The following is a 19,382-nucleotide window of genomic DNA, read 5'->3' as shown; positions in this document are numbered from 1 at the left end:
TCGGAGAGTTCTTCACCATGCGTCTGCGCACCCTCGCCCTCACCACCGCCGCCGTTCTGTTCGGAGGTCTGGCGCAGGCGCAGACGGTCGATCCCGCCCGGATGTCGGAGATCACCAAGGCCATGTCGTCGGACGCCTTCATGGGCCGTGCGCCGGGCGGCCCTGGCGAGAAGCCGACCATCGACTACCTGATCGCCCAGTTCAAAGCCGCGGGCATGGAGCCGGCCGGCGAAAAGGGCGGCTGGACCCAGCCCGTGGCCCTGCTGCACACCTTCGTCCCCAAGGACGCGGCCATGTCCTTCTCGGTCGGCGGCCATGCCGTGCCCCTGCGCCAGGGCGAGGAGATCAGCATCCTGTCCCTGCGTCCGACGGATCATGTGGCCATCGCCAAGGCGCCGCTGGTCTTCGTGGGCTATGGCGTCTCCGCGCCGGAACGCGGCTGGGACGACTACAAGGGCGTCGATCTGAAGGGGAAGGTCGCGGTCTTCCTGATCAACGACCCAGACTTCGAGGCCAAGGCCGGCGAGGACCCGATCGGCAAGTTCGGCGGCCAAGCGGCGACCTACTACGCCCGCTGGAGCTACAAGCACGAAGAAGCCGCGCGTCGCGGGGCCATCGCCTCGATCATCATCCACGAGACGCCGGGCGCCGGTTACGGCTGGACCACGGCGGCCGCCAACAACGGCGAGGGCTTCGACGTCGTCCGCGCCGATCCGGCCAAGGACAAGGTGCTGCTGCAGGCCTGGCTGAGCCGCGAGGCGGGCGCCGACCTGCTGAAGCGTTCGGGCCAGGATCTGGAAGCGCTGAAGATCGCCGCGCGGCGCAACGACTTCCGCCCGGTCGAACTGAAGGACGCGACCTTCTCCGCCGACTACGCCCTGAAGCACGAGCAGGTCGCCAGCGAGAACGTGCTGGGCAAGATCACCGGCGCCAAGCGCCCCAACGAGTTGATCATGTACGCCGGCCACTGGGACGCCTACGGCATCGGTCCGGCCTCGGCCGACGGCAAGACCATCCGTCCCGGCGCCCTGGACGACGCCATCGGCCTGGCCGGGATGATCGAGATCGCCCGCCTGTTCAAGGCCGGCCCCGCCCCGGAGCGCACGGTGATGTTCGCCGCCTGGACCGCCGAGGAGCGCGGCCTTCTGGGCAGCGAATACTACGGCGCGCATCCGACCCTGCCGCTCGAGCTGACGGCCGCCAACTACACCATGGACGTGCTTCAGACCGCCGGCCCGGCCAAGGACGTGGTGCTGATCGGCTATGGCCAGAACGAACTGGAAGCCGACCTCGCCAAGGCCGCCGCGCGCCAGAACCGCGTGGTGACGCCGGACGCCAAGCCGGAACGGGCGCTGTTCTATCGCGCCGACCACTTCTCGCTCGCCCGCCGCGGCGTGCCGGTGCTGCTGCTGATGGGGCTGGGCGGCGGCCATGACCTGATCGAGGGCGGCCGCGCCGCCGGCGACGCCTGGGTCGCTGATTATACGGCCAAGTGCTACCACCAGACCTGCGACGCCTGGAGCCCGAACATGGACTTCCGGGGCGCGGCCCAGGACGCCCAGCTGCTGTTCGAGATGGGCAAGGAAGTCGCCAACTCCAACCGCTGGCCCGACTGGAACGAGGGATCGGAATTCAAGCCGATCCGCGCCCAGTCCGCGGCCGCACGAAAGTAAGAGCTCATGCCAGGGGTGGAGGGGCTAAGGCAGGTTCCGCAGCAGGAGCGGGCGCGCCAGACCTATGAGCGCTTGCTGGATGTGGCGGGCGAATTGTTGGGCGAGGTGGGGATCGAGCGGATCTCCACCAACATGATCTGCGCGCGGGCGGGCATGACCCCGCCGGCGCTGTATCGCTATTTCAAGGACAAGTACGGCGTGCTGGAGGCGCTGGGCGCCCGGCTGATGTCGCGCCAGAACGCGGTGCTGTTCGCCTGGCTGGACCGCCACGGCCCCAACGGCTGGGAAGCGGTGTCCGGCGCGGTCGAGGAGCTGATCGTCGCCAACGCCGAGGTCAACGCCAGCGAGCCCGGCGCGATCTGGACCCTGCGCGCCCTGCGTGCGGTGCCGCAGCTGGCCCATGTGCGGCTGGAGTCCCACCGCATCGTCAGCGACCGCATGACCGAGGTCTATGCGCCCCTCCTGCCGCATCTGCCGCGCGACGTGATCTGGCGGCGGGTGCGCCTGTCCGTCGAGTTCGGCTTCAGCCTGGAAGAGATGATGGCCGAGGAAGACCGCATCCCGCCCGAAGCCGCCGTGGCCGAAGCCGCGCGCTGGCTGCGCCGGGTGTTCGAGGATTAGGCTCTTCTCCTGCCCCGCTTGCGGGGGAGGGGGACCACGAAGTGGTGGAGGGGGCGCTCTGCTGAATTTCAGTTAGCGCCCCCTCCGTCTCGTCGCTGACGCGCCGATCCACCTCCCCCGCACGCTTCGCTACGGGGCAGGAGGGGGTGGCCTCATCCCCGCGATGTAGGCCCGCACCAGCTCCACCCCCTCGCGGTGGGTGACGCTGCGGCCGAGCTCCGGCATCATCACGCCCGGCTCCCTGGACGCCATGCGATAGGCCAGGATCGAGGCGTCCGGGTCGCCGGGCCGGATCGACACCGCTAGTCCGCCCGCGCCGCGTCCGGCGGCCACCGGGTTCTTGCCGATCCCCAGGTGGTTGGCGCGCTTCTCCTCCAGGTTCAGGAAAAGCCCGCTGTTGGAGGCCATGCCGCGTGGGTTGTGGCAATGCGCGCAGTTGGCGTCGAGATAGGCGCGCGCCCGCGCCTCCAGCGGCGCCTTGGGGTCATCCCAGCGGGCGGTGGCGGGAATGGCGGCCGGGGCCGGCGCGCCCTCCAGCAGGCCGATCCGGGTCCACAGGGCGATCTGGTTCGCCTTGTCTCCGACGTCGCCGAAGTCGCGTCTTAAGTCGCTGAAGTCACTCCTGGATCTGTAGTCGAATTCTCCGTTGAGATTCCGCGCCTTCGGGCCGATCGGCGCGATCTCGCCGTCGAGCGAATGGCACTCCTTGCACTGATTGGTGTTGGGCACGGCGTAGTTGATCGTCTCGGTCTTGCCCGCGGCGTCGATGAAGGACACGTCCATGCGGGCGCCCGCGCGCTTCAGCGTCGCCTTGGTCTGCTCGGCGTTCCAGACATAGGTCTGGGCGAACCAGCCGTCGGCCTTGCGGATCAGCAGGCGGGTCTCGACGAAGCGGATGTTGTCATTTGGGCGACGGAAGTCGGCCGGGTAGGCGAACGTCTTGATCAGCGCCGTGCCGACCGGGAACTCCAGCGCGCCCTCGGCCGCATAGCGGACCTTCTGGCCGGGCGGGACGAAGACGTAACGGAACTTCTCGGCATAGTCGCTGAACAGCGGGGTGTTCAGGTCATAGGGCACGACCCGCGCCGCCGGACGCCGCGCCCCCGCGTCGGTGAAAAGCCCATACGCATCAAGGGTCTGCGCCGGCGTCTGGGCCAGCAGCAGGTCGGCGGCGACCGGGGCGGACGGGCTCGCCGCCGTCAGGGCCGCAAGGCCGACGGCGGCGATCGCGAAGGCGCGAACCAGGCTCACGAGGCGAGCTTGGCCTGTTCCGCCGGCAGGACGACCGCCGCCGGCTCGGCGATGGCGCCGCCGGCCTGGATCGTCGGCTCGACGCCCGGCTTGGCGGTGTCCATGGCCGCCGGAGCGGCGAGGTTGAGGTTCAGCACCGGCCCGTCAGTCAGGCGCATCTTTGCGGGGATGGAGATCTTCTGCGCGCCCTTGGCGTAGGTGGTCACCCCGTCCCACAGGATCGGCGGGATCACGCCGCCGACGGCTTGAGCCAGCTCAGCGCCGCCGGGGAACTGGGGCGCAAAGCCGTTCTTGCCGATCTTGTTGTCCCGCACCACCACCTCGCGGGGGAGGGGATTGTAGTCGGCGTCGTCGTACTCCTTCTGGAACGCCACCAGCATGACTGCGGCGGTCTGGTTCTCGTCGATCTCGTTGCCGAAAACGTGGACATTCCGGTTCGCCATGACCATCACGCCAGTGCCCGTGGGGACCGAGGCGACGATGTTGCCCTTGGGCGCGAAGTTGGCGACGTCGTTCTTGACCACCCTGTTGCGGAAGACGCGGACCGAATGGCCGTCCTTCTGCGGCAGGCTGGGCATGTCGAAGACCAGGATGCCGCCGGTGTTGCGGGTGGCCAGGTTGTCGAAGACGTCGGCGTTCCAGCAGTTCTCGATCTCGATGCCGGCGACGTTCATCTCCGCCGTGCTGTTCTTGACGATGATGTTCTTGGACTGGCCCACATAGATGCCGGCGTCGGAGGCCCCGCGCACCACGGCGCGGTCGACCAGGACGTTGGTGGAGCTGACCGGATAGACGCCGTAGGCGCCGTTGCTTTCCTTTGGCCCGCCGGTCCATTCGACGCGGACATTGAGGAAGCTGATCTGGTCGACGTCCTTGGCCTTCAGCCCGTCGCCCTTGCTGTCCTCGACCGCCAGGTCGCGGATCGTGACCTTGTCGGAGGTGATCAGCAGGCCTTCGCCCGCGCCCTTCTGGCCGGCGAAGGACAGGATGGTCTTGTCCGGCCCGGCGCCGCGCACCGTGACATTATCGATGTCCAGGGACAGGCCGTCTGTGAACACGAACTTGCCCGCGGCCAGTTCGACCACGTCGCCTGGCTTGGCGTCGAGCAGGGCGGTCTGGACCTTTTCCTGGCTGTCGCCGTCCGGCGTGACCTTGATGACCGCCGCATTGGCGGCGCCGGCGATCGCCCACAGGCTGACCGCCACCATCAGCTTCCTCATGACCCTGCCTCCCACGGCTCTTATTTCGTCGCCGGCGTCGAGGCCGCGCGTACCCGTGGCATGGGATAGCAATAATTATCGAAGCGCAATGGGCGGGTGGCGAAGAAGCCGCCAACTCGGGTTTTCATGGGCCCGCCGGGGAAAAGGGGTTGCCCCGACGGCGCCGGGCGGCGATGGAACCCCCACAGCCGGCGCAGACCGGTCGAAAAGAAACCGCGCAGCCAGACAGGGCGACGATGAAAGACGATTTCCGCAAGGCCGCACTCGACTATCACCGCCTTCCGCGACCGGGGAAGCTGAGGGTCGAGCCGACCAAGCGCATGGCGACTCAGCACGACCTGGCGCTGGCCTATTCCCCGGGCGTGGCCGCCGCGTGCGAGGCGATCGTCGCTGATCCGGACACGGCGCGCGACTACACCGCGCGGGGCAATCTGGTGGCGGTGATCTCCAACGGCACGGCGGTCCTGGGCCTGGGCAACATCGGCCCGCTGGCCGGCAAGCCGGTGATGGAGGGCAAGGCCGTCCTGTTCCAGAAGTTCGCCGGCATCGACGTGTTCGACCTGGAAGTGGACGCCAACGACCCGGACCTGTTCGTCGAGGTGGTGGCGGCGCTGGAGCCGACCTTCGGCGGCATCAACCTGGAAGACATCAAGGCGCCGGAGTGCTTCGAGATCGAGCGCCGCCTGCGCGAGCGGATGAAGATCCCGGTCTTCCACGACGACCAGCACGGCACCGCCATCGTCTGCGCCGCCGCCGTCCGCAACGCCCTGGTCCTGCAGGGCAAGGACCTGCAGTCGATCAAGCTGGTCACCTCGGGCGCGGGCGCCGCGGCCCTGGCCTGCGTGGACCTGCTGGTGGCCATGGGCCTGCCGGCGCAGAACGTGACCCTGACCGACATCGACGGCGTGGTCTATGAGGGCCGCCAGGCCGACATGCCGTCGAACATGGCGCGCTACGCCCGCAAGACCGACGCCCGCACCCTGGGCGAGGTGATCAGCGGGGCGGACGTGTTCCTGGGCCTGTCGGCGCCGCGCGTGTTCAAGCCGGAATGGCTGCCGCTCCTGGCGGACAAGCCGCTGATCCTGGCCATGGCCAATCCGGAGCCGGAAATCCTGCCGGAACTGGTGGCCGAGGCGCGCCCCGACGCGATCATGGCCACGGGGCGGTCGGACTATCCGAACCAGGTCAACAATGTCCTGTGCTTCCCCTTCATCTTCCGCGGCGCGCTGGATGTCGGCGCCACCGAGATCAACGAGGCGATGAAGGCCGCGGCGGTGGAGGCGATCGCCTCGCTCGCCCGCGTCGAGGCCAGCGAAGTGGTGGCCGGCGCCTATGGCTCGGCCCCGGTGTTCGGCTCCGACTACATCATCCCCAAGCCCTTCGATCCGCGCCTGATCCTGGAGGTCGCGCCCGCCGTGGCCCGGGCCGCCATGGACAGCGGCGTCGCCACGCGCGCCATCGAGGACTTCGACGCCTATCGCAGCGAGCTGGAGCAGTTCGTCTATCGCTCCGGCCAGCTGATGCGCCCGGTGTTCGACCGCGCCCGCAAGTCGCCGGCCCGCGTGGCCTATGCCGAGGGCGAGGACGAACGCGTCCTGCGCGCCGTGCAGGCGGTGCTGGACGAGGGCCTGGCCCGCCCGGTGCTGATCGGCCGCCGCGAGGTGATCGAGAACACCACCCGCTCGCTGGGCCTGCGCTTCAAGATCGGCAAGGACGTCGAGGTGTTCGACCCCAGCGCCGACCGCGACGTGTTCGATCCGCTTGTGGCCGACTATCAGGCTCTGATCGCGCGCAAGGGCGTGCCGCCGCTGGCCGCCGCCCGCCGCGTCGCCACCCGCCCGACCGTGGCCGCCGCCATGCTGCTGAAGGCCGGTCTGGTCGACGCCGCCCTGGTGGGCGGGGCCGGCGACTGGTGGAAGCACGTCACCTACGCCTTGCCCATCGTGCCGGCGCGCAAGGGCGTGGACCGCATCTCGGCCCTGTCGGCGATCATCCTGAACAGCGGCACGCTGTTCCTGACCGACACCCATGTGAACGTGGACCCGACCGCCGAGCAGATCGCGGAATTGACCCTGCTGTCGGCGGAGGCGGTGCGCCGCTTCGGCTTGACGCCCAAGGCGGCCCTGCTGTCGCACTCCAGCTTCGGGGCGTCCAATTCGCCCACCGCCCGCAAGATGCGCCAGGCCCTCGGCCTGATCCGCGACCGCGCGCCGGACCTGGAAGTGGACGGCGAGATGCACGCCGACGCGGCCCTGAGCGAGGCCCTGCGCGGGCGTTTCGTCACCGGCAGCCCGCTGACCGGTTCGGCCAACCTGCTGATCATGCCCAGCCTGGACGCGGCGAACATCGCCCTGACCCTGTTGAGCGCGGCGACCGAAAGCCAGATCGTCGGCCCGCTGATGCTGGGCCTGTCCAAGCCGCTGCATGCGCTGGTGCCCAGCGTCACGGCGCGGGGGGTGGTCAACATGACCGCCCTGGTGGTCGCCCAGGTCCAGGATCAGGCAAAGGTCTGACCTTTGCCTTGACCCGAGCGTGCGGGCGTGCGTGCCTGCACGCGGCCCTTGGGTCGGGGTAGGGATGTGACCGAGTACGTGCGTAAGACCAAGATCAAGCAGGCGCCCACCGTGAGGCGCCGTCTGCTGTTGATGGCGGTCAGCCTGATCGCGCCCGCCCTGATCTTCATGGGCCTGCTGGTCCAGACCGAATACGACAACAGCCGCCGGCGCTTCGAAGAGCAGTTGGTGGCCATGACCCGCGCCCTGGCGGTGGCGACGGATCGTCAGATCACCCAGGGCACGGCGACCTTGCAGGCGCTGGCGGTGTCGCCGGCCCTGGCCGAGGGCGACTTCCAGGCGTTCGAACGGCAGGCGCGGGCCGCCACGGCCCAGCACGACGGCTGGATCGTCCTGCTCGACGAGCAGAAGCAACTGATCAACACCCTGGCGACGCCGGGCGCGCCGCTGCCGATGACCGGCATACCGGAGCGCGGCCTGCCGGCGCTGCAGTCTGGCCGGACGCTGGTGTCCAACCTCTATATCGGGCCGGTGGCCGACCGGCCGATCATCGTCATCGCCATGCCAGTCCGGGTGGAGGGCAAGCTCTACGCCCTCGGCTACATCCAGGAGCCGCGGGCTTTCCAGTCGATCTTCAGCGCCCAGGATCTGCCGGCCGGCTGGACCGGGACGATCGTCGACCGCCAGGCGGCGGTGGTGGCGCGCTCCAAGGACGTGGACAAGTATCTCGGCCGCCGCGCCAGCCGCGACATGCGGGCGGCGATGGGCAAAGCCGAGCAGGGCGTCATCCACAGCCGAACGCTGGACGGCACCCCGACCCTGTCGAGTTTCGCGCGGTCGCAGACTTATGGCTGGACCTTCATCGTCGGTGTGCCGCGGTCGGAGCTGGAGGTGGTGATCTTCCGTTCGCTGGCCCTGCTGTCGGCCGCGTTCCTGACGCTGCTGGCCCTGGGCATCCTGTCGGCGGTGATGGTGTCGCGCCGCATCTCCCGCGAGGTGGTCAGCCTGATGAGCGACGCCGCCGCCATCGGGCAGGGCGGCGTGGTCCAGGAGCGGCCCCGCGACCTGTTCGAGACCGCCGAGGTGCGCGGGGCCCTGCGCGAGGTGTCCCAGGCCCTGGCCGAGCGCGAGACCGAGCGGCAGGCCGCCGACAGCCGCCAGCAGTTGATGATCAACGAGCTGAACCACCGGGTGAAGAACACCTTGGCGACGGTTCAGTCCCTGGCTTGGCAGAGCCTGGGCCGAAAGCACGACCGGGCCCTGTTCGACGCCTTCGCCGACCGCCTCGCGGCGCTGTCGCGCGCCCACGACCTGCTGACCCGGCGGGTGTGGGAGAACGGCGAGCTGGAGGACGTGGTCCACCAGACGCTTGAGCCCTACGGCGCCCGCGCCCGGGGAGAGGGGCCCAAGATCCACCTGGCGCCCAACGCGGCGGTGACCCTCAGCATGGTGTTCCACGAACTGGCCACCAACGCCGCCAAGTACGGCGCGCTGAGCACGCATGGCGGCCTGGTGGACGTTCGCTGGTCGGTCGAGGGCGAGCGGCTGAAGATCCTGTGGCGCGAGCGGGGCGGCCCGCAGGTCGAGAAGCCCTCCGGCACAGGGTTTGGCTCGCGGCTGATCGAGTCCAGCATCCTGCGGGAATTCGGCGGCGAAACCTTCGCCGACTACCGGCCCCAGGGGCTGGAGCGGGTGATGATGCTGCCGCTGTCGGACCGGGTGTCGGTCGGCTGATCTCTAAGCAGAGCTTGGTCAGGCGGATGACGATCCCGGCGATCCTGAGCCAGTCGTTGAGGTCCATAGCGTTGAGGTCAAACACGTCGATGTCTCCATGTTGGGAGACACGAGGCTGAGCCAGCCACTGCGGGGGGCTGAATTGAGAGCCCCATTTTCGCCTCCCTCGCCCTTGTGGCGAGGGGCCCTGGTTCAGCCGCCGCGGAGCCCGAACGTCTTTCTCAATGCCGGCGGACGCAGGGATCCTCGCCACAAGGGGGAAAGGCGGTGGGGGGGTGGATTTGGCGCCAAGCAACGGCGGCGACTCCCCGATCCGCGTTTTTATTCACCGGGCCGTCGCAAACCGACTCCACAAGCTCCGTATACGATCTAGTCTCCGCCCCCTGTTCACCCAGGGAGAGTACCCTCTAATGCGTCGTGCATCGCTCGCGGCCTTGCTGCTTTTGGCCACCGTGTCACCGGCTGTCGCCGCGCCGGCGGAAGCGCCGTCCAGGATCTTCCAGCCGCAGGACATCTTCGGCCTCGAATATGCGGGCGATCCGCAGATCAGCGCCGACGGCAAGACCGTCGCCTATGTCCGCAACAGCTACGACATCATGACCGACCGCGCGAAACGGGCGATCTGGACCATTGACGTGGCCAGCGGCGCGCACAGCCCGCTGGTGGCCGGGGCCGGCTCCTACGGCAGCCCGCGCTGGTCGCCGGACGGCAAGCGTCTGGCCTATGTCTCGACCGAGGAAGGCCGTCCGCAGCTGTTCGTCCGCTGGATGGGCACGGGCGAGGCGGTGCGCGTCGCCTCCCTGCCGCAGTCGCCGGGCTCCATCTCGTGGTCGCCGGACGGCCAGGCCATCGCCTTCTCGATGTTCGTGCCGTCGGACGCGCCGAAGCTTGGCGCGCCGCTGGCCAAGCCGGAAGGCGCCCAGTGGGCCGAGCCGCTGAAGGTGACGACCGAGATCAACTACAAGGCCGACGGCCAGGGCGTCCTGCGCACCGGCTTCACCCACGTGTTCACCGTCTCGGCCGACGGCGGCGCGCCGCGCCAGCTGACCTTCGGCGAGTTCGACGACCGCAGCCCGCTGTCGTGGACGCCGGACGGCCGCTCGATCTTCCTCAGCGCGCGTCGCGGGGACGACTGGCGGCGCAACGGCAATTCGGAGGTCTACAAGCTGTCGGCCATCGACGGCAGGCTGACCGCCCTGACCAACCGCAATGGCCCGGACGACGAGCCGACCGTGTCGCCGGACGGCAAGCTGATCGCCTACACCGGCTATGACGACAAGCTGATGGGCTATCACAACCGCCGGCTCTACGTGATGAACGCCGACGGCTCGAACAGCCGCGTGCTGACCGGCTCGCTCGACCGCAGCGTCGGCTCGCCCCAGTGGGCGGCGGATGGCAAGAGCGTCTATGTCGACTATGACGACGAGGGCATGACCAAGGTCGGCCGCGTCACCCTGGACGGCCGCTTCTCGACGGTCGCCACCGGCCTGACCGGCGAGGGCATGGATCGTCCGTACAGCGGCGGGGCGTTCAGCGTCGCCGACAACGGCGCCATCGCCGTCACCGTGGGCACGCCGACCCAGCCGTCGGACATCGCCGTGGTGCAGGGCGGCAAGGCCCGCCAGCTGACCCGCCTGAACCAGAGCCTGTTCACGGGCAAGGCGCTGGCCAAGGTCGAGCCCCTGGCCGTGAAGTCGTCCTTCGACCAGCGTCCGGTCGGCGCCTGGATCGCCACCCCGCCGAACTTCGACCCGACCAAGAAGTACCCGCTGATCCTGGAGATCCACGGCGGGCCGTTCTCGGCCTATGGCCCGGCCTTCGCCACCGACGTGCAGCTCTACGCCGCCGCCGGCTATGTGGTGCTCTACACCAATCCGCGCGGCTCGACGTCGTATGGCGAGGAGTTCGCCAACCTGATCCACCACAACTATCCGAGCCAGGACTATGACGACCTGATCAGCGCGGTGGACGCGGCCATCGCCAAGGGCTTCGTCGATCCGGACAACCTGTTCGTCACCGGCGGCTCGGGCGGCGGCGTGCTGACCGCCTGGATCATCGGCAAGACCAACCGCTTCAAGGCCGCGGCCGTGCAGAAGCCGGTGATCAACTGGTCCAGCCAGATCCTGACCAGCGACGGCGCCGTGACCCAGTCCAAGTACTGGTTCGGCAAGATGCCGTGGGAAGATCCGGAAGGTTACTGGAAGCGCTCGCCGCTTTCGCTGGTGGGCAACGTCACCACCCCGACCATGGTCGTGGTCGGCGAGCAGGATATGCGCACCCCGGTGAGCGAGGCCGAGCAGTACTATACCGCCCTGCAGATCCGGAAGGTGCCGACCACCCTGGTCAAGGTGCCAGGCGCCGGTCACGGCAGCTTCGCGGCCCGTCCGTCGCAGTCGGCGGCCAAGACCAACGCCATCCTGGCCTGGTTCGACCGCTACCGCGCCAAGAACTAGGCGCGGCGCCAGATACGACGAAGGGCGGCGAGCTTTCGGCTCGCCGCCCTTTTCGTTTGTGGATCGTGGCTCAGTAGGAGCGGCAGGAGCCGCGCTGGGCCTGCAGGTCGGTGCTGTCCGACAGGATGATCGCGCGGGTCAGGACCCCGCTGCGCTTGTTGAGCGTCACGATCTCCGCCAGGGCGGCCCGCGTGGCGTTCGGAGCGGTCAGGCCCTCCACCGAAATCTCCGAGATGGAGGCGGTGGGGTTGATGGCGGTGATCGCCCGCACGTCGTTCTCGACGATGCGGTAGCTGGTCTGGATGGTGCGGACCTGTTCGATGCCGTCCTCGACCAGCTGCAGGCGGTCGCCGACGATGGCGTACTTGTAGAGGCTCTCCGCATAGGCCGGGTTGCGGCCCGTCTTGGATTGCAGCTGGCAGATCCAGCCCGCCTCGGCGTGAGCCGAAGTCGCAAGGGCCGTGGCCGCTAGAAGTCCGATAGCGATGATGTTGCGCATGAATGCCTCCCCTAGAGTCCCCGAGTAACCAAACTTGGCCTTTGGGAAAACCGGGTGCGGCAACGTGAACTCGGGGCCTCTTCACCTTGGACGCGCCAGCCTCTAACGTGCATTCAAACGCCTGTTAGAGCGCTGGAGGATGCGATGGCCCTGGATCTTGAGACCCGCGAACAACTGCTGGAGGGGGTCCGGCGCTTCGTGGCGGAGCGGCTGCGGCCGCTGGAGGCCAAGGTCGCCGAGGACGACGCGGTGCCCGAGGACGTCATCGCCGAGATGCGCGAGCTGGGTCTGTTCGGCCTGTCGATCAGCGAGGACTACGGCGGCCTGGGCCTGTCGATGGAAGAGGAGGCGCTGGTCGCCTTCGAGCTGGGCCGCGCCTCGCCCGCCTTCCGTTCGGTGTTCGGCACCAATGTCGGCATCGGCAGCCAGGGCCTGGCGATGTTCGGCACCGAGGCCCAGAAGGCCGAGTGGCTGCCGGGCATCGCGTCGGGCGAGGTCGTCACCTCCTTCGCCCTGACCGAGCCTGAGGCCGGCTCCGACAGCGCCGCCGTCCAGACCCGCGCGACGCGGGATGGCGACCACTACGTCCTCAACGGCGGCAAGCGTTTCATCACCAACGCCGGCAAGGCGTCGCTGTTCACGGTGATGGCCCGCACCAACCCGGACGCCAAGGGCGGCTCGGGCGTCAGCGCCTTCATCGTGCCGCGCGACCTGCCGGGCCTGCATGTGGGCAAGGCCGAGAAGAAGATGGGCCAGCAGGGGGCCCATATCCACGACGTGACCTTCGACAACGTCCGCGTCCCGGCCTCTATGCGCCTGGGCGAGGAGGGGGAGGGGTTCAAGGTCGCCATGCAGGTGCTGGATCGTGGACGCCTGCACATCGCCGCCGTCTGCGTGGGCGTGGCCGAGCGCCTGATCGCCGACTGCGTGGCCTATTCGGCGGAGCGCAAGCAGTTCGGCCAGCCGATCGCCAGCTTCCAGCTGATCCAGGCCATGATCGCCGACAGCAAGACCGAGAGCCTTGCCGCCCGCGCTTTGGTCATCGACAGCGCACGCAAGCGCGACGCCGGGGAGAACGTCACGCTGGAGGCGGCCGCCGCCAAGCTGTTCGCCTCGGAGATGGTGGGGCGCGTCGCCGACCGGGCGGTGCAGATCTTCGGCGGGGCCGGCTATGTGGCCGACTACGGCATCGAGCGGCTGTATCGCGACGTGCGCATCTTCCGCATCTACGAGGGCACCAGCCAGATCCAGCAGCTGGTCATCGCGCGCGAGACGATGAAGCGGGGCGGTTGACGACTGGCGGCGCGGGCTAAATTGCGGCTTAGTATCGCCATCGGGGGGGACGTCATGGCCTGGAAGCGATCCGCAACCTTGGGAACTGGCTCAGATGGCGGTACGCTTAAGGGTGGAGCGAAGAGCCAAGGCCCCGCAATGCCCAAGCAAGCACCCGACAACGCCAAGGACGACGCCAGCGAGGACGTCAGCGAGCTGTTCCGTCGGATATCACAGCCCGAGCTGGGCTATCACAGCTTCGACCTCGCCCTGCAGGACGAGGAGGCCCCGACCGTGGCCGACGTCAAGAAGCTGGTCCGCAAGCTGGATGAAGCGCCGCCGGTCAAATCCGTCGCCACGGCCAAGCTGAGCGAGGCCGCTCCCGCCAAGCCGGCCGGCGTGGGCAAGCTGCTGCGCGCCTGGTCGCCGGAGTCGCCGCCCGAGCCGCAGGCGGAGGCCCCGCCGCCGCCCTCCAAGACCGAAGGCACTGACCTGAAGGCGATGTTCAGCGCCATGGGCAAGGCAAAGCCGCCCCGTTCGACGCGCTGATCACGGCGGACAGCAAGACCTGCATTGCCCCGACCGTTTGGCGGCGTCCATAAAGGGCGCAGCTGAACAACAAGGGGAGCTACCCATGAAACGCCTGACGGCGAGCCTTCTCGCCGCCGCGGCCTGCGCCGCCCTGTCCACCGCCGCTGAAGCCGCGCCTCGTTCCGTCGTCTTCGCGCCCCAGGCCGCCGCCACGGGCGCGCTGGTCCTGCCGCTGTCGTCGGCCGCCGATCTGGAGACTCGCGGCGCGGCCCTCGATCCCGCCTCGCGCGCCGCCGTCGCCAAGGCGCTGACCGCCGCCAAGTTCACCTACAAGCCCAAGGCCGTGCTGTCCCTGCGCGGCATCGGCGCCTACGACCAGATCGTGGTGCTGGGCACGGGGACCAAGGCCCTTACCCCGGCCAAGGCCGCTGATCTGGGCGGGATCGCCGCCAAGCAGACCGGCAAGGAGCCGGGGCCCGTGTCCATCGCCGCCGACGGCGTGGGCGACGCCGCCCAGATCGCCCTGGGCGCGACCCTGGCCGGCTACAGCTTCGACCTCTACAAGCAGCCGTCGTCCGATCCGGCGGAGCGCAAGTCCGACAAGCCCGCGCCGGTGACCGTGGTCACCGCTCAGGGCGCCGCCGCCAAGGCCGCCTGGGAGCGTGACGGCCAGGCCCTGGCCGACGCCGTGGCGTTCACCCGCGACCTGGTCACTGAGCCGGCCAACGCCCTCTATCCGGAAGAGTTCGTGGCCCGCACCCGCAGGGCCTTCGAAGGCGTTCCGGGCGTGACCATCGAGGTGCTTGACGTGCCGGCGATGGAGAAGGAAGGCATGGGCGCCATCCTCGGCGTCGGCGTGGGCTCCAAGCGCCCGCCGCGCATGCTGGCCGTCCATTACAAGGGCGCCGGCGCGCCGGCTGCTCCGGTCGCCCTGGCCGGCAAGGGCATCACCTTCGACAGCGGCGGCATCTCGCTGAAGCCCAACGCCGGCATGTGGAAGATGAAGGACGACATGGCCGGCGCCGCGGCGGTGACCGGCGCGGTCCTGTCCCTGGCCAAGGCGAAGGCTCCGGTGAACGTGGTGGCCATCGCCGCCCTGGCCGAGAACATGCCCGACGGCGCGGCCATCCGCCCCGGCGACGTGCTCAAGACCATGACCGGCAAGACCATCGAGATCTGGAGCACCGACGCCGAGGGCCGCTTGGTCCTGGCCGACGGCGTGGCCTGGGCCGAGAAGCGCTACAAGCCGGCCGCCATCGTCGACGTGGCGACCCTGACCGGCGCGGTGGTGGGGGCCCTGGCCTCGGATTACGCCGGCGTGTTCAGCCGCCACGACAGCCTGGCCGACCAGCTGGAAGCCGCGGGCAAGACCTCGGGCGAGGAACTGTGGCGTCTGCCCATGCACCCGTCCTACGCCGACCGCGTAAAGTCGGACATCGCCGACATCCGCAACACCGGCGAGCCCGGTCCGGGCGCGGGCCTCGGCGCCCAGATCATCGGTTTCTTCGTCAGCCCCGACATGCCGTGGGCCCACGTGGACATCGCCGGCACGGCCTGGGCCGACAGTGATCAGCCTACGACGCCCAAGGGTGCTACGGGCTACGGCGTCCGCCTGCTGGACCGCTTCGTGCGGGACTTCAAGCCGGTGCCGACCGCGCAGAGCGAAGCGCAGTAGGCCGAACGAAAACGGGCGGAGACCGAAGTCTCCGCCCGTCCTTCAATCGCTATCCCCCCTCACGCTTTAGGGACGGTCGATGTCGGCCTTCGTGTAGGGACTCGGGCCGCCCTCGGCGATGAAACGGTCAACCCGGGCGTTGAGCACGGGCAAGGTCACCGAGCCGAGCTGCAGCACGGTGTCGTGGAAGTTGCGGATATCGAACTTGGGGCCCAGGGCCTTCTCCGCGCGGGCGCGGGCGTTCACGATCTCCATCTCCCCCAGATAGTAGGACAGGGCCTGACCCGGCCAGGCGATGTAGCGATCCACCTCGGTGGTGATCTCGTGCTCGGCCAGCGCGGTGTTAGCGGCCAGGAAGTCCTGGGCTTGCTTGCGGGTCCAGCCCTTGGCGTGGATCCCGGTGTCGACCACCAGGCGCGAGGCGCGCCACTGCTGGTAGCTCAGCATGCCGAACAGCTCGTAGGGCGTCTCGTACATGCCCATCTCTTCACCCAGCTTCTCGGTGTAGAGGGCCCAGCCCTCGCCGAAGGCCGAGATGTAGCTCTTGCGGCGGAAGTCGGGCTGCTGCTGCTCGGCGGCCAGCGGCATCTGGAACGCGTGGCCCGGCGCGGACTCGTGCAGGGTCAGGGCCGGCAGGGAATAGAGGCCCCGCGCCGGCAGGTTGTAGGTGTTGACCAGATAGACGCCCGGACCGCCCCGGCCCGAGGTGTAGAACGGCGCGATGTCGTCCGGCACCGGGATGATGGCGAAGCGCTTTCGCGGCAGGTAGCCGAAGTACTGCTCGGCCTTGCCGTCGAACTTCTTGGAAATCCACGCCGCCCGCATCAGCAGCTCTTCCGGCGTCTTGGCGTAGAACTGCGGGTCGGTGCGCAGGAAGTTCAGGAACTGCGGCAGGTCGCCCTTGAAGCCGGTCTGGGCCATGACCTCCTTCATCCGCGCATTGATGGCGGCGACTTCCTTCTGGCCGATCTCGTGGACCTGGTCAGCGGTCAGGTCGAGGGTCGTGAATTCCTTGATCTTGGCCTGGTAGTAGGCCTTGCCGTCCGGAAGGGTCACAGCGCCAAGCTCGGTGCGGGCCTTGGGCTCATACTCGGTCTGGTAGAAGGTCTTCAGCTTGCCGTAGGCGGGCAGGACGCCGGTCTTCACGGCGGCCAGGCCCTGGGCTCGCAGCTCGGCCTGCAGTTCAGGCGAGAACGTCGCCGGGAAGGTCTTGAACGGCGCGTAGTAGGCGACCTCTTCCGGCGTCTTGGCGTTGGTCACCGACACGATGGTGCCGTCGCGGCCTTGCAGGGTGATCTTCGGCGGGGTGAAGCCGCGCTTCAGCCCGGCGCGCATGTTGACGATCTGCTCGTCGAAATAGCGTGGGAAGTCGTTCAGCTGGGCGATGTAGTTGCGGTAGTCGCGCTCGGTCTGCAGCTTGCGGCGGGCGACGCCGGACAGGTTGCTCCAGAAGGCGGTGTCGGCGTTCAGGGGCTTCTCGTAGTCCTTGAACCGCTGGTTGGCGATCAACACCTCGATCTGCGCCTGATAGACGGCGTAGTTCACCTGCTGCTCGGGCGAGAGATCGGCGACCTTGATCGCCTTCAGCTGGGCCTCGACGTTCTCCCAGTACTTCAGGCGCATGGCCTGGGTGGCGGCGTCGACCTTGGCCAGGCGGGGGAGACGGCGTCCTGGTTGTCCTCGTCCACCTCGCCGCGAAGCTCGGCCTGGCGCCAGGCCCATTCGCGCTTATAGACGGCTTCGAACTGGGTGTCGGCGGCGGTCTGGGCGTGGACCGATGTCCCGCACATCAGGAGGACGGCCGACACGGCCGCCGCGCTCAGGATCTTCTTCATCGTCGTTCCTGGTTTCAGGTGTTTTGGGGAAATGGGATTCAGTCGGCGGTCCGCGCGAGCTGCTCGCGCAGGTCGGCCAGGGCGCCGGCGATGTGGTCGCGGACCAGCCGCTCGACCGTATCGGCGTCGCCGGCCAGCCAGGCCTCTAGCAGGGCATGGTGCTCGTCGGCGGCGCGCGTGTGCCGCTCCTGCGGTTCCAGGTGAACGCGCACATAGCGCTCGGCCAGGACATGCAGGCGCTCGACCAGCTGGGTGGTCACGGCGAGGCCGCTGGGCCGCACCATGCCCATGTGGAATTCGCGGTTCAGGTGAACCGCCTCCGGCGCGTGCGGATCGGTCTGGGCGTCCATGGCCATCAGGGCCATGCGCGCCGCCACCCGGTCGTCGTCCGTCGCCTTGCGGCAAGCGGTGGCGGCGGCGTCAGGCTCGATCTTCAGTCGAAGAGCGAAGACCTCCTCGGCCTCCGCCGCGCTGAGAGGCGCGACGAAGAAACCGCGGTTGGCGTGCGAGGTCAGAAGTCCGTCCTGCTCCAACCGGGCCATGGCCTCGCGCAGAGGAATCTTGCTGACCCCCAGCTCGGCGGCCAAGGCGTCTTGCCGGATCACTCCGCCGGGCGCGATCTGACCCGCCAGGATGCGTTCGCGGACAAGGCCGTAGACCTGGTCGGAGAGGGTGCGGACGACGATGCTCATGCGGCCTTCTGATCTCCCGCCAGGGCGCTGTGACGGCGGCCATAGAAGAAATAGATGATCAGGCCGACCACGTTCCACGCCAGGAAGCGCAGCATGGTCGAAGGCGGCAGGCTCACAAAGAGATAAAGACAACCGGCGATCGTCAGCGGGCCGACAACCCAAGGCAGCGGGCAACGGAACACGCGCGGCAGTTCCGGGTGGGTCTTGCGCATGACCATCATGCAGACGGCGGCGGCGACGAAGGCGGCCAGGGTGCCGGCGTTGGACAGTTCGGCGATCTCATCCAGGCGGAAGAAGCCGGCCACGGCGGCCACGAAGCAGCCGGTGATGATGGTGATCGTCGTCGGGGTGCCGAACTTGGGGTGAACCTTGGACAGGCCGCGCGGCAGCAGGCCGTCGCGCGACATGACGAAGAACACGCGGCTCTGGCCGAACATCATGACCAGGATGACGGTAGGCAGGGCGATGATGGCGGCGGCGGCGATCAGGGTGCCGACCACCGGGTGACCCACGCTGCGCAGGACGAAGGCCAGGGGCTCGCCGCTCTTGGCGAATTCCTGGAACGGCCAGGCGCCGACGGCGCAGGCGGCCACGGCCATGTAGATCACGGTGCACAGGGCCATCGAGCCGATGATGCCGATGGTCAGGTCGCGACCGGGGTTCTTGGCTTCCTCGGCCGAGGTCGACACGGCGTCGAAGCCGAAGAAGGCGAAGAACACGATGGCGGCCGCGGCCATGACGCCCTTCATCGCGCCGTCCACCGAGTGGGCGGCGAAGCCGTAGGGCATGAACGGTTCGAAGTTGGTCGGCTTGATGTACCAGATGGTGAAGCCGACGAAGGCGGCCAGGGCGACGAGCTTCACGCCCACCAGCACCAAGTTCACCGTGGCGCTTTCCTTGGCGCCGACCACCAGCAGGGCAGTCACGGCCAGGGAGATCAGCACGGCCGGCAGGTTCACGATCCCTCCCGCGTGCGGCCCCATCAACAGGGCCTCGGGTATGGGTACGCCCATGGTCTGGATCAGGCCCGAGACATAGGCCGACCACCCGGCGGCGACGGCGCTGCAGGCGACCGAGTACTCGAGCACCAGGCTCCAGCCGATGACCCAGGCGACGGCTTCACCCAGGGCGACGTAGGAATAGGTATAGGCGCTGCCGGCGGCGGGCAGGGCGGTGGCCAGCTCGGCATAGGCCAGGGCGGCGCAGGCGCAGATCGCTCCCGCGATGGCGAAGGCGAGGATCACCGCCGGGCCGGCGCGGTCCGCGCCCACGCCCGTCAGGGTGTAGATGCCGGTGCCGACGATGGCGCCGACGCCCATGGCCACCAGGTGCGGCCAGCTCAGCGTCGGGATCAGTTTGCGATCCGCCTCGTGTGAGAATAGCGAGCTTACGATCTTTCTGCGGCCTAGCATT

The 19,382-nt window shown here is 68.7% G+C and carries 15 protein-coding genes; 8 read left to right on the top strand and 7 right to left on the bottom strand.

Going from position 1 to position 19,382, the window contains the following annotated elements; genetic code table 11:
• Window positions 1–17: 17 nt before the first annotated feature.
• Both ABOZ73_RS03455 and ABOZ73_RS03450 read left to right on the top strand, forming a co-directional pair.
• Window positions 18–1,673 (top strand): M28 family peptidase, encoded by a 1,656-nt coding sequence (locus tag ABOZ73_RS03455; protein ID WP_369060738.1) that lies wholly within the window; start codon window positions 18–20, stop codon window positions 1,671–1,673.
• A gap of 6 nt (window positions 1,674–1,679) precedes the next feature.
• Window positions 1,680–2,294, top strand: coding sequence for a TetR/AcrR family transcriptional regulator (locus ABOZ73_RS03450; protein WP_369060737.1), 615 nt, complete (start codon window positions 1,680–1,682; stop codon window positions 2,292–2,294).
• A 129-nt stretch (window positions 2,295–2,423) separates the two neighbouring features.
• On the opposite strand, the gene ABOZ73_RS03445 is transcribed toward ABOZ73_RS03450, so the two are convergent.
• Window positions 2,424–3,545 (bottom strand): SO2930 family diheme c-type cytochrome, encoded by a 1,122-nt coding sequence (locus tag ABOZ73_RS03445; RefSeq protein WP_369060735.1) that lies wholly within the window; start codon window positions 3,543–3,545, stop codon window positions 2,424–2,426.
• Window positions 3,542–4,765 (bottom strand): parallel beta-helix domain-containing protein, encoded by a 1,224-nt coding sequence (locus ABOZ73_RS03440; protein WP_369060733.1) that lies wholly within the window; start codon window positions 4,763–4,765, stop codon window positions 3,542–3,544. The genes ABOZ73_RS03445 and ABOZ73_RS03440 overlap by 4 nt, the downstream gene beginning before the upstream one ends.
• A 236-nt stretch (window positions 4,766–5,001) precedes the next feature.
• On the opposite strand from ABOZ73_RS03440, the gene ABOZ73_RS03435 reads away from it, so the two are divergent.
• The 3 genes from ABOZ73_RS03435 (at window position 5,002) to ABOZ73_RS03425 (ending at window position 11,465) form a co-directional block, all read left to right on the top strand.
• Window positions 5,002–7,278 (top strand): NADP-dependent malic enzyme, encoded by a 2,277-nt coding sequence (locus ABOZ73_RS03435; protein ID WP_369060731.1) that lies wholly within the window; start codon window positions 5,002–5,004, stop codon window positions 7,276–7,278.
• Between the two features lie 66 nt (window positions 7,279–7,344).
• A complete protein-coding gene (locus ABOZ73_RS03430; RefSeq protein ID WP_369060730.1) occupies window positions 7,345–9,012 on the top strand; it encodes a sensor histidine kinase in 1,668 nt (555 codons plus the stop codon).
• Window positions 9,013–9,422: 410 nt separating this feature from the next.
• Window positions 9,423–11,465, top strand: a complete 2,043-nt coding sequence (locus ABOZ73_RS03425) for a prolyl oligopeptidase family serine peptidase (protein WP_369060728.1) — start codon at window positions 9,423–9,425, stop codon at window positions 11,463–11,465.
• A 70-nt stretch (window positions 11,466–11,535) separates the two neighbouring features.
• On the opposite strand, the gene ABOZ73_RS03420 is transcribed toward ABOZ73_RS03425, so the two are convergent.
• Complete coding sequence (locus ABOZ73_RS03420) at window positions 11,536–11,964, bottom strand: hypothetical protein (protein WP_369060727.1); 429 nt, start codon at window positions 11,962–11,964, stop codon at window positions 11,536–11,538.
• A gap of 144 nt (window positions 11,965–12,108) precedes the next feature.
• On the opposite strand from ABOZ73_RS03420, the gene ABOZ73_RS03415 reads away from it, so the two are divergent.
• The 3 genes from ABOZ73_RS03415 (at window position 12,109) to ABOZ73_RS03405 (ending at window position 15,442) form a co-directional block, all read left to right on the top strand.
• Window positions 12,109–13,257, top strand: a complete 1,149-nt coding sequence (locus tag ABOZ73_RS03415; RefSeq protein WP_369060725.1) for an acyl-CoA dehydrogenase family protein — start codon at window positions 12,109–12,111, stop codon at window positions 13,255–13,257.
• Window positions 13,258–13,395: 138 nt separating this feature from the next.
• Entirely contained in the window at window positions 13,396–13,785 is a 390-nt protein-coding gene (locus ABOZ73_RS03410; RefSeq protein WP_369060723.1) for a hypothetical protein, read from the top strand.
• An 85-nt stretch (window positions 13,786–13,870) separates the two neighbouring features.
• Window positions 13,871–15,442 (top strand): leucyl aminopeptidase, encoded by a 1,572-nt coding sequence (locus tag ABOZ73_RS03405; protein ID WP_369060721.1) that lies wholly within the window; start codon window positions 13,871–13,873, stop codon window positions 15,440–15,442.
• A 66-nt stretch (window positions 15,443–15,508) separates the two neighbouring features.
• Here ABOZ73_RS03405 and ABOZ73_RS03400 read toward each other — a convergent pair whose 3' ends face one another.
• The 4 genes from ABOZ73_RS03400 to ABOZ73_RS03385 are packed head-to-tail and all read right to left on the bottom strand — an operon-like array spanning window position 15,509 to window position 19,381.
• Window positions 15,509–17,065 carry a DUF885 family protein gene (locus tag ABOZ73_RS03400; protein WP_369060719.1) on the bottom strand — a complete coding sequence of 519 codons (1,557 nt, stop codon included), beginning with the start codon at window positions 17,063–17,065 and terminating at the stop codon, window positions 15,509–15,511.
• Window positions 17,056–17,277, bottom strand: coding sequence for a hypothetical protein (locus ABOZ73_RS03395; protein ID WP_369060718.1), 222 nt, complete (start codon window positions 17,275–17,277; stop codon window positions 17,056–17,058). The genes ABOZ73_RS03400 and ABOZ73_RS03395 overlap by 10 nt, the downstream gene beginning before the upstream one ends.
• Window positions 17,278–17,315: 38 nt before the next feature.
• Window positions 17,316–17,969 (bottom strand): GntR family transcriptional regulator, encoded by a 654-nt coding sequence (locus ABOZ73_RS03390; RefSeq protein ID WP_369060717.1) that lies wholly within the window; start codon window positions 17,967–17,969, stop codon window positions 17,316–17,318.
• Window positions 17,966–19,381 (bottom strand): amino acid permease, encoded by a 1,416-nt coding sequence (locus ABOZ73_RS03385; RefSeq protein ID WP_369060715.1) that lies wholly within the window; start codon window positions 19,379–19,381, stop codon window positions 17,966–17,968. The genes ABOZ73_RS03390 and ABOZ73_RS03385 overlap by 4 nt, the downstream gene beginning before the upstream one ends.
• Between the last annotated feature and the right edge of the window lies 1 nt (window position 19,382).

This window comes from Caulobacter sp. 73W, assembly GCF_041021955.1.
GTDB lineage: Bacteria > Pseudomonadota > Alphaproteobacteria > Caulobacterales > Caulobacteraceae > Caulobacter.
This window is presented reverse-complemented; position numbering and strand designations above follow the sequence as displayed.

Bases quoted from the DNA above. Each gene is read 5' to 3' on its own strand.
- ABOZ73_RS03455 (WP_369060738.1), top strand. From the start codon at position 18: ATGCGTCTGCGCACCCTCGCCCTCACCACCGCCGCCGTTCTGTTCGGA.
- ABOZ73_RS03435 (WP_369060731.1), top strand. From the start codon at position 5,002: ATGAAAGACGATTTCCGCAAGGCCGCACTCGACTATCACCGCCTTCCG.
- ABOZ73_RS03440 (WP_369060733.1), bottom strand. From the start codon at position 4,765: ATGAGGAAGCTGATGGTGGCGGTCAGCCTGTGGGCGATCGCCGGCGCC.
- ABOZ73_RS03395 (WP_369060718.1), bottom strand. From the start codon at position 17,277: ATGAAGAAGATCCTGAGCGCGGCGGCCGTGTCGGCCGTCCTCCTGATG.
- ABOZ73_RS03410 (WP_369060723.1), top strand. From the start codon at position 13,396: ATGCCCAAGCAAGCACCCGACAACGCCAAGGACGACGCCAGCGAGGAC.
- ABOZ73_RS03385 (WP_369060715.1), bottom strand. From the start codon at position 19,381: ATGCTAGGCCGCAGAAAGATCGTAAGCTCGCTATTCTCACACGAGGCG.
- ABOZ73_RS03450 (WP_369060737.1), top strand. From the start codon at position 1,680: ATGCCAGGGGTGGAGGGGCTAAGGCAGGTTCCGCAGCAGGAGCGGGCG.
- ABOZ73_RS03415 (WP_369060725.1), top strand. From the start codon at position 12,109: ATGGCCCTGGATCTTGAGACCCGCGAACAACTGCTGGAGGGGGTCCGG.
- ABOZ73_RS03390 (WP_369060717.1), bottom strand. From the start codon at position 17,969: ATGAGCATCGTCGTCCGCACCCTCTCCGACCAGGTCTACGGCCTTGTC.
- ABOZ73_RS03405 (WP_369060721.1), top strand. From the start codon at position 13,871: ATGAAACGCCTGACGGCGAGCCTTCTCGCCGCCGCGGCCTGCGCCGCC.
- ABOZ73_RS03425 (WP_369060728.1), top strand. From the start codon at position 9,423: ATGCGTCGTGCATCGCTCGCGGCCTTGCTGCTTTTGGCCACCGTGTCA.
- ABOZ73_RS03420 (WP_369060727.1), bottom strand. From the start codon at position 11,964: ATGCGCAACATCATCGCTATCGGACTTCTAGCGGCCACGGCCCTTGCG.
- ABOZ73_RS03400 (WP_369060719.1), bottom strand. From the start codon at position 17,065: ATGCGCCTGAAGTACTGGGAGAACGTCGAGGCCCAGCTGAAGGCGATC.